A 14,276-nucleotide genomic window follows, 5' to 3' on the forward strand; every position below is an offset into this window, starting at 1 on the left:
GTGTTGGGGGCTTGGGAGTTGGGGGCTTAGGCGACGTTTGGGGCAGTCGCCGCCGGAGTGCGATACCCTAGCCGATTATCCGAGTAACGACTGCCCCGTGCTCAGGGCCTTGAAACCCAAGCCCCCAACCCCCAAGCCCCCAACACCTCATCCATGATCTCACGCATCACCGGCACGCTCGACGCCATCGAACCCGACAAAGCTTTCGTCGATCCCGGGCAGGGCCTGGTCTACGAGGTCATGCTCCCCGCCTTCGCCGCGACCCGCCTCTCGGTGAAGACCGGCCAAACCGTCACGCTCCACACCTTCCAGTTCATCGAGTCCACCGCCCAGGGCGCGACCATGTTCCCCCGCCTCGCCGGTTTCCTCACCGAGCAGGACAAGCAGTTCTTCGAGCTGTTTGTCACCTGCAAAGGCATCGGCCACAAGCGGGCCCTGCGTGCGATGATCCTCGACACCAACACCCTCGCCAGCGCGATCGCCGACCGCGACGCCAAGCTCATCCAGACCATGCCCGAGGTCGGCAAGAAGCTCGCCGAGACCATCGTGGTGACGCTGCGCGACAAGGTGGACCAGTTCGTCAGTGCCGCGGCGTATGGCGCAGGGGCCGAGGGGCCCAGTGGCCAAGGGGCCGAGGGGGCTCCCGCTTCCGGCGGCGGCAGCCTGGCCCGCGAGACCTTGGAGGTGCTCCTCCAACTCGGCGAAAACCGCACGCAAGCCGTGCAGTGGATCGACCGCGTGTTGTCGGCCGACGATGCCCCGACCGATGTGCAGGATGTGGTGGCAGCGGTGTATCGGTTGAAAGCGGGTGCCTAAGGCCCCGACTCGGCCGTGAAGTTCATCGGGTATTGATCAGCAGTTTTGCGGTGACGCCATGGATATCCCCCTGATCACCTACCGGCCAAGGGAACCGCGAGAGCAGAACCTCGAAGTGATTGATCTGCAGCAGATCAATCGGGATCGGCACCGGATGTCGCACGACCCCACGCAGCCGCACCGGCTGGATTTCCACTTGCTGGTTTATGTGGAGGCGGGGCGGGGTGAGCATTTCATCGATTTTGCTCGCCACCCGTTTGGGCCGGGCAGTTTTATTTTTGTGAGTCGCAGCCAGGTCAATGCGTTTGATTTCACCGACGAACCTCGCGGCCGTGCGGTGGTGTTCACCGACGGGTTTGCCGACGAGACGCAGGTGAACACACGGGCGTCGCTGTTCTCGCCGATGCAGATCGCGTCTAACCCGGGGCCGGTGTTTCAGCCGGATGATGATCTGCTTGAACGGGCGTGTTCGGTGTTGGCCGAGTTGGAACATGAGGCAACTCGGCAAGCACCGGATTCGATGATCGTGATCCTGCTGTTCGCGGCGTTGCTGCGGATACTCGATCGAGGCCGGCCCGTGGAGGGGCGCAGCGACATCAGCCGTGATCAGCGTGAAGACCTGTCGCGGTTTATCGAACTGCTTCACGACCATCATGCCAGCACCCGGGATGCGTCGTATTACGCCGATCAACTGAGCATGACCTACAAGACGCTCAACGCGCTGTGCAAGCGTGCCGCGGGTCAGACCGCCAAGCAGATGATCGACAGCTACGTGGTCTTGGAGGTGAAGCGCCGCTTGGCTTTGGAGAAGCCGTCGATCCAGGCCTTGGCCTACGAGCTGGGCTTTGAGGACGCCAGCAATTTCAGCAAGTATTTCAAGCGCTGTGCGGGTTTGACGCCGGCCGAGTTTATGAAAAACAGCGCCGGTTAGAGATCTACCCGAGATGGGTTGATTTTGACCTGTTCCGTTTAGGCCTTGGTCCATAAGGTTTTGCTGTGACATTCACCCGGCCTTCGGGCCAACCCAAGGAGCAGGTCATGAAAACCGCACTCTCGCTCGTCCTGACCGCATCGGCCCTGTCGGCCTGCGGCGCCCCACAAGCCACCACCCCAGAGGCCACCATGGAACCGACCAACGCCCAGAAAGCCGTAGCCCTCCTCAACAGCATCGAGACCGGCGACACCTCGGCGGTTGCCTACATCAACCCCGAGCAATACACCCAGCACAACCTCGCGGTCGCCGACGGGCTGGCCGGGTTTGGCGAGGTGCTGGCGGCCCTCCCCGAAGGCAGCGCCAAGGTCTCGGTCCAACGCGTGCTGACGGACGGCGACTACGTCATCACCCACACCGAGTACGACTTCTTCGGCCCCAAGGTCGGCTTCGACATCTTCCGTTTCGAAGACGGGCTGATTGTCGAGCACTGGGACAACCTCCAGGAGCTGGTGGCCGAAACCGCGTCAGGCCGAACCCAGATCGACGGCCCGACCGAAGTGACCGACCTGGAGCTGACCGAGGCGAACAAAGCGCTGGTCAAGGGGTTTGTCGCGGACGTGCTGATGGGTGGTTCGCCGGAGAAGATCACGCAGTACATCCACCCGGACAACTACGCCCAGCACAACCCCGCGGTAGGCGACGGCTTGGCGGCGTTGGGCGCGGCGATGAAGGCGATGGCCGAGGCGGGCACGCCCATGGTCTACGAGAAGAACCACGCGGTCTTCGGCGAGGGCAATTTCGTGTTGACCGTGAGCGAAGGCGTCTTCCTTGGCCAGCCCACGAGCTTCTACGATCTGTTCCGGATCGACGGCGGCAAGATTGTCGAGCACTGGGACGCGATCGAAACCATCCCGCCCCGCGACGAATGGAAGAACGACAACGGCAAGTTCGGCTTCCCCGGCATGGAGTGAGTGCGGGACGGAGTCGGCCGAACGCCAAACAAGGGTTTGCATACGACAGAGCCCCGGGTCATTGACCCGGGGCTAAAGTTTTTTTGGGGTTGTCGGTGAGTTGATTTACGCGCCGTAGCCCGTGGGGTCCCAGTAGAACTCGACCTGGCTGATCTTGCCGTCCTTCACAGCGTAGAGGCAGACCTCTTCCATCTGCATGCGTTGGCCGGCCATGGGGCCTTCCTTGGCGGTGCAGTCGATGGACATCCACACGGCGAAGCTGCCGTTGTCGTGGGGGAACGGGCCCTTGATCTCCATGCCGTGGACGTCGTGGGCGTTGTCCCACCAGTCGTTCATCTTCAGCAGGGCTTCCTTGCCCTCGGTGACCTGGGGCATGTCGTCGCCCATCGCACAAGCTTCGATGTGCTTGGCGTCGTCGGCGTACAGCTCGTTGATGGCTTCGCGGTGCTGGCCTTGGTTGCAGTAGTCCACGAGTTGTTTGCCCACGGCGAGGGTGGCTTGCAGGGATTCGCTCATTCGAAAGTCTCCGGGAATGGGGTGAGATGATTGGGTGGGAATTAAGTTAGGTTTTTGATTGGTATTTGTCAAGCCTGAATCATCTCTGATTTCGATTATGTTTTCGTCAGCATGGGGCAGCACGGATCTACGCTCCGCGGCTCAACGTGCGGAAGTCCAATCACGGTTGTTACGACGCGTTGGCGGCGGGTTTGCCGTATATCGCCTCGCGGGGGTCGACGCCGCGGACGTGGTAGCCCAGGGCGCGGAGGCACTGCCACCAGCCGCCGGTGTGTTCGCTGCGCTCGGCGGAGGTGTGGAGTTTGTCGTGGGTGAGCACGATCTCCGTGGCGGGCTCGCCGGGGGCGTAGTGGTTTTCGGTTTCGAAGAGTTCCCAGGTGACCTGGGAGTTGGCGCCGAAGTCCGGCTGGCTTTCCCAGGACCAGGTGTAGCTGATCTTCTGGTTCTCGATGACTTCGGTGAACGTGCCGACGCCGACGTGCTTGCTGCCGTCGGGCGTGACCATCTCGAAGCGGAATCGGCCGCCGACTCGGGGCTCGATGAGGACCTCGCCGCAGGTCACGTTGGGGTCGGGTGCGAACCAATGTGTGTATTGCTCGGCGGTCGTCAGCGCTTCGAACACGCGGGCGGGGGAAGCCTGGACATGCTTGTGCAGGCGGATCATGGCTGAGGGTTGGGTGGGGGACGAGGTCATGGCGATACTCCGGAGAAGGGGGCTACTTTTTGGTCTTGGCTTTGGGGGCCTTGGCGGGAAGGGTGGAAACGAAGTCGGCGGTCTGGTCGATCCAGTCGACGAGCTTGGCCTTGGTGTCGAAGTCGGGCGGGTCGACGAAGACCCAGCCCTTCATGGGCTTGCCGGTGATGTCCATGGGCCGGGCGAGGCCGTCGTCGATGGCGGTGTTGGCCGCGTCCACGCCGATGCGGCAGGTGAGCTGGTCGTGGTAGATGCCGATCGCGAAGTTGCCTTGGAAGAACCAGGCGTCGCCGCCGAAGAAGAAACGTTCCTCGAAGCCGCGGTCGGCGATGGCGCTGCGGACACGTTTGGACACGGCGGGGTCGCTGGGCATCGATCATTCCCCTCCGCTCGGGTCGTCGTTCTCGGATTCGAGGAAGTCGGCCAGCGCATCGAGGCGGTCGCTCCAGAATTTGCGGTAGAAGGCGACCCAGTCGTGGGCGTCTTTCAACGGCCCGGCGACGAGGTGGCACCGCCGGACCCGGCCGTCTTTCTCTTGCTTGAGCAGCCCGGCCCGCTCCAACACACGCAGGTGCTTGCTCACCGCGGGCAGGCTCATGCCCCCGGAAGCGGCATCGACGAACGGCGCCGCGAGCTCGGTGACGCGGACGCCTTCGCCGGTGGTTTCCGCGGCCATGCGCGCCAGGATCGCCCGGCGGGTGGGGTCGGCCAGGGCGGCGAAGGTGCGGTCCATCGCGTCGGGATCGGGTTGAGGCATTAATTTAACCATACGGTTAAATATTAGTCTATATCGATTTCATGTCAACCCTTTGCTCATAGAAAACCGCTATGGTCTGTGCCCCGCCTGTTGTTCTGTCCTCCCAGATGTTCCCCAACCCATGATTAAGCCCCACCACCGCGCCCTGGTCTTCGACTGCGACGGCACGCTTGCCGACTCCATGCCCGTCCACTGGATCGCCTGGCACGAAACGCTGAAGAAGCACGAGCTCGACCACCTGTTGCCCCACGACCGCTTCATGGCGTTCGGCGGCGTGCCGGCGGTGCAGATCCTCGACATCCTCGCCAAGGAGTCAGGCCGAACGCTCGACGCCCGGGCGATCATGCTCGAGAAGTACGACGCCTACTACGAGCACGCCGACAAGATCACGCGTATCGAGCCGATCGTGGAGTTGGCCCTGGAGTACAAGGGCAAGCTGCCCATCGCCGTCGCCACCGGAAGCACCCGCACCGGCATCACCAACACGCTCCAAGCCATCGGCATGACCGACCACTTCGACGCGGTGGTTTGCGCGGACGACGTCGAGAACCACAAGCCCCACCCCGAGACGTTCCTCGTCGCCGCGGAGAAGCTCGGCGTGGACCCGAAGCACTGCCTCGCCTTCGAAGACGCCCCGCCCGGCCTCGAGAGCGCCCGCGCGGCGGGCATGGACGTCATCGACGTCAACGACATTCTCGCGACGGCTTGATCGTCTTCACCGTATTCAGACCTCGTCGTGCACCTGACGCTCGGCTTGGCCCATGAGCATGGCCATGCGGTGTCGCAGCGAGGCGGGGGTGACGGCGACGCCGTAGGTCTTGAAATCATCCATGACCTTGCGTGCGACGTCGTCTTCGCCCGGCTCGCTGAAGTCGGCGTGGACCACGTCTTGTGCGTAGGCCATCGCGTCTTTGCCTTCGAGCCCGAGTTGGAATGCGGCCCACTCGCCGAGCAGGCGGTTCCGCCGGTTCCTGACTTTGAAGTTCAACTCACTGTCGTGGGCGAGTTGAGTTTCCATACCACGTTTGCGTTCTTCGTAACCCGACATGACAGTTCCTTTCCGGCCTCATGCAGGCGTTCGAGGCCTATACCTATTTTACGACCCGGACATCGTTTCCGTTCCTGAAAAACAACGGTTTCCGCATGTTGGTGGATCCGTGAACACTTACTCGCAAGCCCGCATCATCCGTATCAAATGGATGCACATTAGCCCCGGGTCAATGACCCGGGGTGGCCGCGGCGAACGACATGGGGTTGCGTGGTCCGAGCCAATGAATCCGTTTCGTATGGTTTGAGTGGATGCCACGATCATGCCATTGCCCCCCCCGCGGCGGCCCGGGGTCATTGACCCCGGGCTAAAGTCGGGTTTGTGCGCACAACGGGGCACGCCCGAACGTAGAAAAACATCAACGCAGAAAAATTCTTACTCCTTGTCATCGCCCATCTCCCTGAATTCAGCGACATCTCCGTGCGCACACCTGGTCCGTCTCGCCCCCTAATGTCGGACCACGGTGGCATTCCAGGCGTGAAGGTCGCACAGGCAAGGCACCAAGCACGCCCATATCCGTGGAGCCGGGCTGACGCACACGTCGGGTGCGTGGCGACACTTGAGCTCACCACCTTGCCGGGATCGCTCAAGGTCGGAACCCGTCGTCGTTGGTCGAGGGTCCGTGTTCAAGGGGACTCGTTTCGATCCACCACGGAGAGCGCGGAGGCACGGAGAAGAACCAAGGCATTGATTATTGAAATCAAATGCTTCCTGCCTTCCTCCGTGTCTCCGTGCCTCCCAAGCTCCGTGGTGGATCGAAACGACAACCCAACCGCTCACCCCACGCCGGCCACGGCAGCGGGTGTGGCGGGGAACACGGGTTCGCTCTTTGAAAACTTGAAGCGCAAAAAAAGCCCACGGAATTGATCCGTGGGCTTTGCGTGGTGTTGTTGTTTGGCGTTTGATCAGGCCGTGGCCGTCGCGGGCTCGGCTTCCTGTTCGGCGAGCCAGCGCTCGGCGTCGATCGCGGCTTTGCAGCCCATACCCGCGGCGGTCACCGCTTGGCGATACACGTGGTCGGCCACGTCGCCGGCGAGGAACACGCCGGGGATCTTGGTGGTGCTGCGGTACGGATCGTCGAGGATCAGGTAGCCCGCGTCGTCGGCTTCGAGTTGGCCGTCGAGGAAATCGGTGATCGGCGTGTGGCCGATGGCCATGAACAAGCCTCCGAGCTCCATCGAGCTGGTTTCTTGGGTTTTGTTGTTGATCAGTTCGACGCCGGTGATCTTCTCGTCGCCGAGGACTTCCGTGATGGAGGTGTCCCACATGACTTCGATCTTGGGGTTGTCGAACACGCGTTGCTGCATGATCTTGCTCGCCCGCATCTCGTCACGGCGGACAAACATCACCACCTTGCTCGCGAACTTCGCGAGGTAGGTCGCTTCTTCCACGGCTGTATCGCCGGCGCCCACAACACCCAGCACGGCGTCGCGGAACATCGGCAGCGCCCCGTCGCACACCGCACACGCGCTGACACCGCCGCCGGTCTGGGCCAGACGCATCTCGTTTTCCAGGCCGAGCCAGTTGGCCTTCGCGCCGGTGGCGATGATGACCGAGTCGGCCAGGACTTCGTAGCCGCCGTCACCGATGACGTGGAACGGCCGCTTGGACAGATCGACGGACTTCACGTTCTGGAAGACGTTGAACAGGCCGAAGTTCATGTCCAGGTCTTCCTGTTTCTTCACGCCGGCGTCGGTGACGACGCGGGTGTCGAAGCGCAGGGCTTGTTTGAAGAACTCGGTCATGAGCTCGGGGCCGGTCTTGCCGTCGGGGAAGCCGGGGTAGTTTTCGACCTCGGTGGTGAGCATGAGCTGACCGCCGGGCAGGAGGTCCTTGCCCGCGGCGCGGCCGGGGAAGACCAGAGGCGAGAGTTCGGCCCGGGCGGCGTAGATGGCGGCGGTCCAGCCCGCGGGGCCGGAGCCGATGATGACAACTTTTTCGTGAGGCAGGTTGGATTCAGTCATGGGCATATCCTAGCAACTCGGATGCGGCGATTAATCGGCATAACGCCGGAGCACCCCGCGGGTATTCCAGGCCTCGACGCACGCCCCGCAGATGCACGATTTCCCCACCGCCTCGGGGGGTAGCTGCTCGGTCAGAGAGGCCGGCACCGTCACGCTCATGCACCAGCAGGCTTTGGGGTCCTGTCCCTGGGCGACCGCGCATTGGTTGAAACCGCCGCACAGCGGGCAGCGGCTCGGGGCCAGGGGCAGGGATAGGTCGTTGGGGGGCACGCTCAGCCCTGCACTAGCGGGGCGGCGGCGGTCTTGTCGTCGGCGGTGGCGTAGGGCTCGTCGTCCTGCGACAGCAGGTAGCCGAACGTGGTCTGGCCCGTGCGATAGGCCCGGCGGAGGTACGGCCCGCACATGGTGCAGCAGGCCGAGGCGCTGGTTTGTTCGACCAGTTGCGGCAGCGACAGCCCCTCGGCCCGAGCGGTGTCGATCAGGTCGCAGAACGTGCGTTGGGTACAGATGCAACGGTCGATCTTCATGGTGGACTCTAGGCCGGTGGTTGGTGGAGGGTGGAGCGGGTTAAAACGAGGTCCACGTCGGGAAGCCGTAGATCGTGCCCTCGCCGTCGCCGGTGTCGGGGTTGGCGACGGGGGTCTCGCCGATGGTGGTCCAGACGTTTTCGGTGGGTGGGGGTTGAATCGAGCTGGCATGGCCGTCGAGGTAGACGAGATTGGCGGTGGTGTTGGGGTGGCGGAAGTGGGTGGTGCCGGCGACGAAGCCGGTCTTGCGGTAGGCCATGGAGTGGGGCTCGTAGAAGTCGTCGGTGAAGTCCTGGTGGATGGCGTCAGCGAAAGCGAACACCTCGCTGGCTTGGGTGACTTCGATGAGCCTTCGGGGCTCGGCGTTGGGGAACGGCCAAACGATGCCGCCGTTGTATCCAAAGTGGGCCGAGCTGACCTCGAATTTCTCGACGAAGCGATCGCTGTCGTCGGGGAAATCGGGGCAAGCCAGGCCTTCGTAGATATCGCCGCCGAAATAGGTGGCGAGTGGGCTGCGGGTTTTGTCGAGCGGCCGTAGCGTTGCGCCGGGGGCGGCCCCCCCGGGTTCGAAGCCGAACCACCACAGCCGGCCGCTGGGCAACACCTGGGAGTGTGTGACCATCCGTCCGTCGTAGTCCTGGGCGTAGAGCAGCAAAGCGGTCCCGGTCTGTCGGAGGTTGCTCAGACAGAGGGTCGACCTCGCGGCCGATCGGGCCCGCCCCAGCGTAGGCAGGAGCAGGCCGATCAGCAGCGCGATGATCGCGATCGAAACAAGCAGTTCGATCAAGGTAAAGCCGGGATGGCGGTGACGTTGCCTGGGCATCGTGGGTCAGTCTCGGCGTTGACGGCGGACGCAACCCAGCAGGACGCCGCTACCCAGCAGCACGAGGGCCGCGGGTTCGGGCACCACGGCCGGCGGGTCGTTGGTGGGCGAGAAGCCGCCGCCGTTGAAAGGCGACACGTTAAGCGTGAAGCCGTCATAGGAGCCGTTGGCCAGGACACGGTCGGTGGAGCCAACACTCGAGCTGGTCCAGTCGCTGGGCACCAGCGGAGTCGTGTCGCTCACCCAGTACGACCAGCTCTCGCCTTGGGAGCCTTCGAACACGGGGATCTCACTGAAGCCATCGAAGCTGAAGCCGTTGACGAAAATCGACGGGCCGCCGCCGAAATCGAAGAACTGGCGATCGACGACCAGCGATCCGTCGCTGTCGAGCGCCAGGAGCAGGTCTTCACCGGTCGCGGTGCCGTCGTAGGAGTAGGAGAACTCATACGCGTTGCCGCCGACAAAGCCGAAGTCCAGGACGAGGTACGAGGTGTTGGCCCCCGTGCCGACGCTGTAGCCGGGCAGAACCTGGGCCGACGCGGTCTGGGTGAACACCAAGAGCGCAAAGGCAAGGGCCAGGGCTTGGCTCAAGCGGACCATGGTGCGGAAGGGGGACAGCGATAGGGATCGATTCTTCAAAACATTCTCCTCTAAAGGGTTCATTGATCAACAGGAAACAAACAAAGCAATCACGCGGAACGGCGGCGCTGAAAGACCAGCAGCCCCGTGGCCGCGAGGCCCATCACAGAGTGGGGTTCGGGGACCAGAACGCCGACCTTGCTGTTAGCGATGGCCACGGTGTCGAGTTCAAAGGTAGCGCCGGGGTTGTTGAAGCGGATATAGCTGACGCTGCTCAGCCCGGTTGGCGAAAGGTCCAGCCAGGTCCCCCCGGCCGAGCCGTCCAGCAGGTTGCCGATGCCGGCGTAGGTCAGCCCGTCGAAGTCCGAGAGCTCGGCATCAAACGGTTTGCCGAAGTCGGCCAGGATCGGATTGCTCGGCACCGTGCTCGAGCTGCCGGTCAATGCTTCGGGGTTGAGGTAGTAGGTGTGCGGCAGGTTGAACGGGATGGTAGAGGTGTCGACACTCACCCAGTCGTTGCCGTTGTCGCTGACATGGATATCGACCGAGTCTCCGCCGAACGACGCGGCGGGGTCCTGGGCCCCGGTCAGGCTTGAGTTGTTGATGAGAAAGACGTTGGTGTAGATGCCGATGTCCAGGCCGTCGCCGATCAACACTTCGTTGGAAAAGCGAAGCGTCAACTCACCGCCGCTGCCGATCCGGGCGAGTTCGCTGGTGGAGAAGTGGGGGTTGAACGGAGTGAGCAGCCCGAACCCGGTGTTGTCTCCGGGCTGGCCCAGGGCGGCGTCCGGGTTCGTGTACGAGCCCACGCCGCTGCCGGGCGTGTACGAGATGACCTCGTCCACAAACGCCGCGGCGTGGGAAGAGGGGCTGGTGAAAGCCAGGGCACTACCTGCAAAACACAACAAAGCAAACGAAGTATTCTTCACGAGGCACTTTCCGGCCGTGATTCGCGCACGACCTCCCCTGCGGTTGGATAACCGTCCTCGCGAAGCGTGCAGATGACAGGGGGAACCGCTCAGGGGTAAAGCGACCGCGTCGACCTGCCCGGGTGTCCTAATTCGCGAGGACCCGATGCAACTCTCAGGCAGGTCTTCCGGCTCAGGGCCTTGCCGAACTCACCTTCCCGTCATCCGCCCGTTGCAGGCTCGACAGTGGTAAACGAGTTCGACGCTTGGCCCATTACGGCGGCGCGTCCGCGGGAGAATTCCCCTGTTTCGCAAGGATTTGACGCGATTCGCATCCATCCTCAACAACCCAGCAGGGGGCACTCCGCTTCCCTTTTCACCCGGCGACGTCCCTGATCGGCCGTCGTCGGGCACCTGAAAGCAATACCACCGCACGGTAACGATCGCCCCCAAACGCCGCAACCGGATAAGCCCCTAATCTGGATAAATAAGTTTTCGCGGCGCATGAACGCGCCTCGGCTTTGGGTGTCGCCTCTGCGGAGTTACCCTATGGGGATGATTCTCATCGATGGGCGCACCATCGGCCCGCACCTCTCGGGCATCGGGCGCTACACGCTCAACCTGCTGGCCGGCCTCGACGCGGCGCACGCCCAAAGCCCACTGCAAGGCGGCCGGGTGCGGGTCTGGATGCAGCCGCAGGTGTTGCAGAGCCCGGCGGTGCCCGACGCGATCAAGCGCAGCGGTGCGCTGGACCTGATCGAATACCCGGACGCGCCGCAGCGGTTCTCGAGCATGGCCCGGGGCCACCGCGAGTTGCGGCGGCTGGGCGTGGAACTCGTGCACTGCCCGGATGTATTCGTGCCTTGGCGGACATCTTGCCGGCGGGTGGTCACGGTGCACGACGTGATCCCCCTGGTCTGCCGGGGACAACTCAAGAAAAGCCGCAAGCAGAAGTTCCGCATCGTGTGGCGGGCGTGGATGAAACGCCAGGCCCGCCGGGCGATCCGTTCCGGCGGCGGCATCATCACCGTCAGCGAATACTCCAAGCAGGACATCCACCGCCACCTCAACGTGCCGCTGAATCACTTGCACGTGATCTACAACACGCCCGCCCCCCACGTCGATCCGGACGGATCAAACCACGACCCCGAAGCGCTCGCACGGCTGGGCATCCACGGCCCGTTCATCCTCAACGTCGGCCGACGCGACCCGTACAAAAACGTCGATGGCCTGGTCCGCGCTTTTGCGGCGGTGCGCAACCGTTTTGCGGATGTGCCCCGGGGGCTGCAGCTCGTCATCGTCGGCCAGCCCGACCCGCGCTACCCCGAGGCGGAGCGTGAAGCGGACCGGCTGGGCCTGGGCGACGCCGTGGTGTTTGCGGATTACGTGGACGACGCGGTGCTGGGTCAGCTGTACGGGCAGGCGACGCTGCTGGCGATGCCGAGCTTGTACGAAGGGTTCGGCCTGCCCGCGGTGGAGGCGATGCGTGCGGGGACGCCGGTGGTGGCCGGATCGGTGGCGTCGCTGCCGGAGGTGGTGGGCGACGCGGCGTTGCTGTTCGATGCCCACCGACCCGATGCGCTCGCCGAGGCGATCCACAAGGTGCTGGTCGATCACGAGCTGCAGAAGATACTGAGCGAGCGTGGCCTGGCCCGCGCCGACAGCTTCACCCTGGAGGGTTTTGGCCGTGCGCACCTGGGGTTGTACGAGCGGTTGCTGGGTAAACCCGATGCGTCAGCTTAACGCGGAACGGATTCAGTTCTAGCGGTTGGATGGGAGGGCGAGGCTCCTGCCGAGCCGCAAAGTTTCCACAGCACACGGCTCGGCAGGAGCCTCGCCCTCCCGGTCAGATTCAGGGCCGCCACAAAACAATCGTGGCGCGCTGATGCCGCGGATCAATACTTCTTGAATCGGCGGGCGATGCGTTTGATTACGTCTTTACGTGGTGCGGCCCGTTTCACGGTGGGGTCGGGCGTGCCGCCGATCTGCCAGGCCTGGACGCCGGGGTAGTTGTCGTAGAGCAGGCGACGGGTGCCGCCGAACTTCTCGAAGAGGTGGTCGAACGCGCCGCGGGAGTACAGCGAAATGTGCCCGTTGGCCGGGCCGAGGTACCACCAGTCGCGTCCGCAGGACTCGGGCTCGTAGACCGCGGTCTGGAAGGCGAACACGCCGCCGGGCTTGAGCGACTTGATCGCCGGTTCGATCATCGCCACGGGGTCGGGCAGGTGTTCGATGACCTCACACGCGGTGACGATGTCGAAACGCTGCTCGGGCATGGTGTCGAGGAAGTAGTCCTTGCCGAACTTGGGCTGGATAATGTCGAAGCCCCAGGCCTTGAGCCCGAGGTGCTCGCGTCCCATCTCGATGAACGTGCCCATCCCGCAGCCGAAGTCGCAGATCTCCATCTCCCACGGCAGGCGGTTGAGCAGCAGGTTCGACATCATGATCAGCCGCAGCGTCTGATTAACCCGGCCGCCCCAGTCGGGGTCCTGATTGTCCCAGTAGCTCTCGTCGTAGACCTGGGTGTTGTCGATGTCGTCGAGCAGGTGGGCGAAGAGGAACTTGCAGTTCTCGCAGCGGTAGTACGGGCAGTCGTCGGGCAGGTCGGGGATGTCGCGCCCGGCGAGTTTGGATGACGGCAAGCCAAAAACCATGGGCGCCCGGCCCCCGCAGACTTTGCAGGTGGACACGGCCGGCTTGTTCTGGAGCGGGTTGCCCTGTTCGAGGGATTGGCTGAACTGCGTCAAGGTCGATCTCGTGTGGGCCGCAACGCCGGGTTGCAGCGGGTGGGGGGACTTGAAGCGGCTTTGTTCAGAGCCGTTCAAGATTCAGTACATTGTGCGTCTTCGTTACCCAGGAGTTCACTGTGATGAGACGAACCGTGATGGGTCTCTTGCGAGACATCCTCAAAGAAATCCAGTATCTGCGCAACAACGGCATGTCCTGCTACCTGGGCAATGATACCGTGCTGACCCAGGTGCGCGGGTTCAAGATGGTGTGCCCGTCCGACGACATGGGCGGCACCCCGCACCTCATCCTCGACGGCAACTGGGAACTGGCGGTCACCAAGATTTTTGAGGGCTGCATCAAGCCGGGCATGACCGTGTTGGATATCGGTGCGAACATCGGCTACTTCACGCTCCACGCCGCCCGCAGCGTCGGCCCGGAAGGCAAGGTCTACGCCTTCGAGCCCGAGCAGCGCAACCTCTGGTACCTCCGCCACAACCTCATGCTCAACGGGCACCACTGGGCGGAGGTCGTCGACAAGGCGCTCTGGAAAGAGGCGGGCACGATGACGCTGCGCACCCTCGAAGACTACTGCGGGGGGCACACCCTGGTGGGGGTCGACCCGGCTCAGCTACAGGAAGACCAGATGGTCCAGGTCCCTACGATCACGCTGGATGAATTCCTGGGCGACAACAAGAAGGTCGATGTGATCAAGATGGACGCCGAGGGCGCCGAGCCGTTCATCCTCGAAGGCATGAAGCAGACCCTCGAGGCTAACCCGACGATCAAGATCCTGATGGAGTTCGCCCCCGAGTTCGTCACCGGAGCGGGCCTGGACTACCACGAGTATCTGCGTGGGATCGAAGCGATGGGCTTTTCCATCGGCCTGATCGACTGGGACGTCAAGGTCAAGCCGATCGACCTCGACAAGCTGGACGAGTTCCTGCCCACCCGCATCTGGCCGCAGATGTTGATGCTCGAACGGGGCTAAAACCGCGTACGGCCTCATGGG

The 14,276-nt window shown here is 63.3% G+C and carries 18 protein-coding genes and 1 riboswitch; of the genes, 6 read left to right on the forward strand and 12 right to left on the reverse strand.

Annotation, left to right across the window (positions count from 1 at the left end):
- Positions 1–153: 153 nt before the first annotated feature.
- The 3 genes from ruvA to HNQ40_RS09700 all read left to right on the forward strand — a co-directional run bounded on the left by ruvA (position 154) and on the right by HNQ40_RS09700 (position 2,721).
- Positions 154–816 carry a Holliday junction branch migration protein RuvA gene (gene ruvA, locus HNQ40_RS09690; protein WP_184677641.1) on the forward strand — a complete coding sequence of 221 codons (663 nt, stop codon included), beginning with the start codon at positions 154–156 and terminating at the stop codon, positions 814–816.
- 58 nt (positions 817–874) lie between these two features.
- Entirely contained in the window at positions 875–1,747 is an 873-nt protein-coding gene (locus tag HNQ40_RS09695) for an AraC family transcriptional regulator (RefSeq protein WP_184677642.1), read from the forward strand.
- Between the two features lie 107 nt (positions 1,748–1,854).
- Positions 1,855–2,721 (forward strand): nuclear transport factor 2 family protein, encoded by an 867-nt coding sequence (locus HNQ40_RS09700; RefSeq protein ID WP_184677643.1) that lies wholly within the window; start codon positions 1,855–1,857, stop codon positions 2,719–2,721.
- A 105-nt stretch (positions 2,722–2,826) separates the two neighbouring features.
- Here HNQ40_RS09700 and HNQ40_RS09705 read toward each other — a convergent pair whose 3' ends face one another.
- The 4 genes from HNQ40_RS09705 to HNQ40_RS09720 form a co-directional block, all read right to left on the reverse strand.
- On the reverse strand, positions 2,827–3,237 hold the full coding sequence (locus HNQ40_RS09705) for a nuclear transport factor 2 family protein (protein ID WP_184677644.1): 411 nt from the start codon (positions 3,235–3,237) through the stop codon (positions 2,827–2,829).
- Positions 3,238–3,406: 169 nt separating this feature from the next.
- Positions 3,407–3,931, reverse strand: a complete 525-nt coding sequence (locus tag HNQ40_RS09710; protein ID WP_184677645.1) for an SRPBCC family protein — start codon at positions 3,929–3,931, stop codon at positions 3,407–3,409.
- Positions 3,932–3,953: 22 nt separating this feature from the next.
- Entirely contained in the window at positions 3,954–4,304 is a 351-nt protein-coding gene (locus HNQ40_RS09715; RefSeq protein ID WP_184677646.1) for a TfoX/Sxy family protein, read from the reverse strand.
- Between the two features lie 3 nt (positions 4,305–4,307).
- Positions 4,308–4,688: an ArsR/SmtB family transcription factor gene (locus tag HNQ40_RS09720; protein ID WP_184677647.1), complete on the reverse strand. Its 381-nt coding sequence runs from the start codon at positions 4,686–4,688 to the stop codon at positions 4,308–4,310.
- Positions 4,689–4,809: 121 nt separating this feature from the next.
- Between HNQ40_RS09720 and HNQ40_RS09725 the strand changes: the two genes are divergently transcribed.
- Positions 4,810–5,397, forward strand: a complete 588-nt coding sequence (locus HNQ40_RS09725; protein WP_184677648.1) for an HAD family hydrolase — start codon at positions 4,810–4,812, stop codon at positions 5,395–5,397.
- A 15-nt stretch (positions 5,398–5,412) separates the two neighbouring features.
- On the opposite strand, the gene HNQ40_RS09730 is transcribed toward HNQ40_RS09725, so the two are convergent.
- The 7 genes from HNQ40_RS09730 to HNQ40_RS09760 form a co-directional block, all read right to left on the reverse strand.
- Positions 5,413–5,736: a DUF1476 domain-containing protein gene (locus HNQ40_RS09730; protein WP_184677649.1), complete on the reverse strand. Its 324-nt coding sequence runs from the start codon at positions 5,734–5,736 to the stop codon at positions 5,413–5,415.
- Between the two features lie 905 nt (positions 5,737–6,641).
- Positions 6,642–7,700 (reverse strand): NAD(P)/FAD-dependent oxidoreductase, encoded by a 1,059-nt coding sequence (locus tag HNQ40_RS09735; protein WP_184677650.1) that lies wholly within the window; start codon positions 7,698–7,700, stop codon positions 6,642–6,644.
- Between the two features lie 30 nt (positions 7,701–7,730).
- The gene (locus HNQ40_RS09740) at positions 7,731–7,970 is read right to left on the reverse strand and encodes a cysteine-rich CWC family protein (protein WP_221435466.1); all 240 of its coding nucleotides are present in this window, start codon (positions 7,968–7,970) and stop codon (positions 7,731–7,733) included.
- 2 nt (positions 7,971–7,972) lie between these two features.
- Positions 7,973–8,227 carry a (2Fe-2S)-binding protein gene (locus HNQ40_RS09745; RefSeq protein WP_184677651.1) on the reverse strand — a complete coding sequence of 85 codons (255 nt, stop codon included), beginning with the start codon at positions 8,225–8,227 and terminating at the stop codon, positions 7,973–7,975.
- Positions 8,228–8,267: 40 nt separating this feature from the next.
- Positions 8,268–9,050 (reverse strand): type II secretion system protein, encoded by a 783-nt coding sequence (locus tag HNQ40_RS09750; RefSeq protein ID WP_184677652.1) that lies wholly within the window; start codon positions 9,048–9,050, stop codon positions 8,268–8,270.
- 6 nt (positions 9,051–9,056) lie between these two features.
- Complete coding sequence (locus HNQ40_RS09755; RefSeq protein ID WP_184677653.1) at positions 9,057–9,689, reverse strand: PEP-CTERM sorting domain-containing protein; 633 nt, start codon at positions 9,687–9,689, stop codon at positions 9,057–9,059.
- A 50-nt stretch (positions 9,690–9,739) separates the two neighbouring features.
- Positions 9,740–10,558 (reverse strand): hypothetical protein, encoded by an 819-nt coding sequence (locus tag HNQ40_RS09760; protein WP_184677654.1) that lies wholly within the window; start codon positions 10,556–10,558, stop codon positions 9,740–9,742.
- 140 nt (positions 10,559–10,698) lie between these two features.
- Positions 10,699–10,970, reverse strand: a riboswitch (cobalamin riboswitch).
- A gap of 116 nt (positions 10,971–11,086) precedes the next feature.
- Between HNQ40_RS09760 and HNQ40_RS09765 the strand changes: the two genes are divergently transcribed.
- Positions 11,087–12,280 (forward strand): glycosyltransferase family 4 protein, encoded by a 1,194-nt coding sequence (locus HNQ40_RS09765; RefSeq protein WP_184677655.1) that lies wholly within the window; start codon positions 11,087–11,089, stop codon positions 12,278–12,280.
- Between the two features lie 152 nt (positions 12,281–12,432).
- Here the strand turns inward: HNQ40_RS09765 and HNQ40_RS09770 are convergent, their stop codons facing one another.
- On the reverse strand, positions 12,433–13,284 hold the full coding sequence (locus tag HNQ40_RS09770) for a class I SAM-dependent methyltransferase (protein ID WP_184677656.1): 852 nt from the start codon (positions 13,282–13,284) through the stop codon (positions 12,433–12,435).
- 122 nt (positions 13,285–13,406) lie between these two features.
- Between HNQ40_RS09770 and HNQ40_RS09775 the strand changes: the two genes are divergently transcribed.
- The gene (locus HNQ40_RS09775; RefSeq protein WP_184677657.1) at positions 13,407–14,255 is read left to right on the forward strand and encodes an FkbM family methyltransferase; all 849 of its coding nucleotides are present in this window, start codon (positions 13,407–13,409) and stop codon (positions 14,253–14,255) included.
- Positions 14,256–14,276: the final 21 nt, after the last annotated feature.

This window comes from Algisphaera agarilytica (assembly GCF_014207595.1).
GTDB lineage: Bacteria > Planctomycetota > Phycisphaerae > Phycisphaerales > Phycisphaeraceae > Algisphaera > Algisphaera agarilytica.

Coding starts and splice junctions, on each gene's coding strand:
- HNQ40_RS09735 (WP_184677650.1), bottom strand. CDS start 7,700: ATGACTGAATCCAACCTGCCTCACGAAAAAGTTGTCATCATCGGCTCC.
- HNQ40_RS09775 (WP_184677657.1), top strand. CDS start 13,407: ATGAGACGAACCGTGATGGGTCTCTTGCGAGACATCCTCAAAGAAATC.
- HNQ40_RS09700 (WP_184677643.1), top strand. CDS start 1,855: ATGAAAACCGCACTCTCGCTCGTCCTGACCGCATCGGCCCTGTCGGCC.
- HNQ40_RS09705 (WP_184677644.1), bottom strand. CDS start 3,237: ATGAGCGAATCCCTGCAAGCCACCCTCGCCGTGGGCAAACAACTCGTG.
- HNQ40_RS09725 (WP_184677648.1), top strand. CDS start 4,810: ATGATTAAGCCCCACCACCGCGCCCTGGTCTTCGACTGCGACGGCACG.
- ruvA (WP_184677641.1), top strand. CDS start 154: ATGATCTCACGCATCACCGGCACGCTCGACGCCATCGAACCCGACAAA.
- HNQ40_RS09695 (WP_184677642.1), top strand. CDS start 875: ATGGATATCCCCCTGATCACCTACCGGCCAAGGGAACCGCGAGAGCAG.
- HNQ40_RS09750 (WP_184677652.1), bottom strand. CDS start 9,050: ATGCCCAGGCAACGTCACCGCCATCCCGGCTTTACCTTGATCGAACTG.
- HNQ40_RS09715 (WP_184677646.1), bottom strand. CDS start 4,304: ATGCCCAGCGACCCCGCCGTGTCCAAACGTGTCCGCAGCGCCATCGCC.
- HNQ40_RS09720 (WP_184677647.1), bottom strand. CDS start 4,688: ATGCCTCAACCCGATCCCGACGCGATGGACCGCACCTTCGCCGCCCTG.
- HNQ40_RS09710 (WP_184677645.1), bottom strand. CDS start 3,931: ATGACCTCGTCCCCCACCCAACCCTCAGCCATGATCCGCCTGCACAAG.
- HNQ40_RS09745 (WP_184677651.1), bottom strand. CDS start 8,227: ATGAAGATCGACCGTTGCATCTGTACCCAACGCACGTTCTGCGACCTG.
- HNQ40_RS09765 (WP_184677655.1), top strand. CDS start 11,087: ATGGGGATGATTCTCATCGATGGGCGCACCATCGGCCCGCACCTCTCG.
- HNQ40_RS09730 (WP_184677649.1), bottom strand. CDS start 5,736: ATGTCGGGTTACGAAGAACGCAAACGTGGTATGGAAACTCAACTCGCC.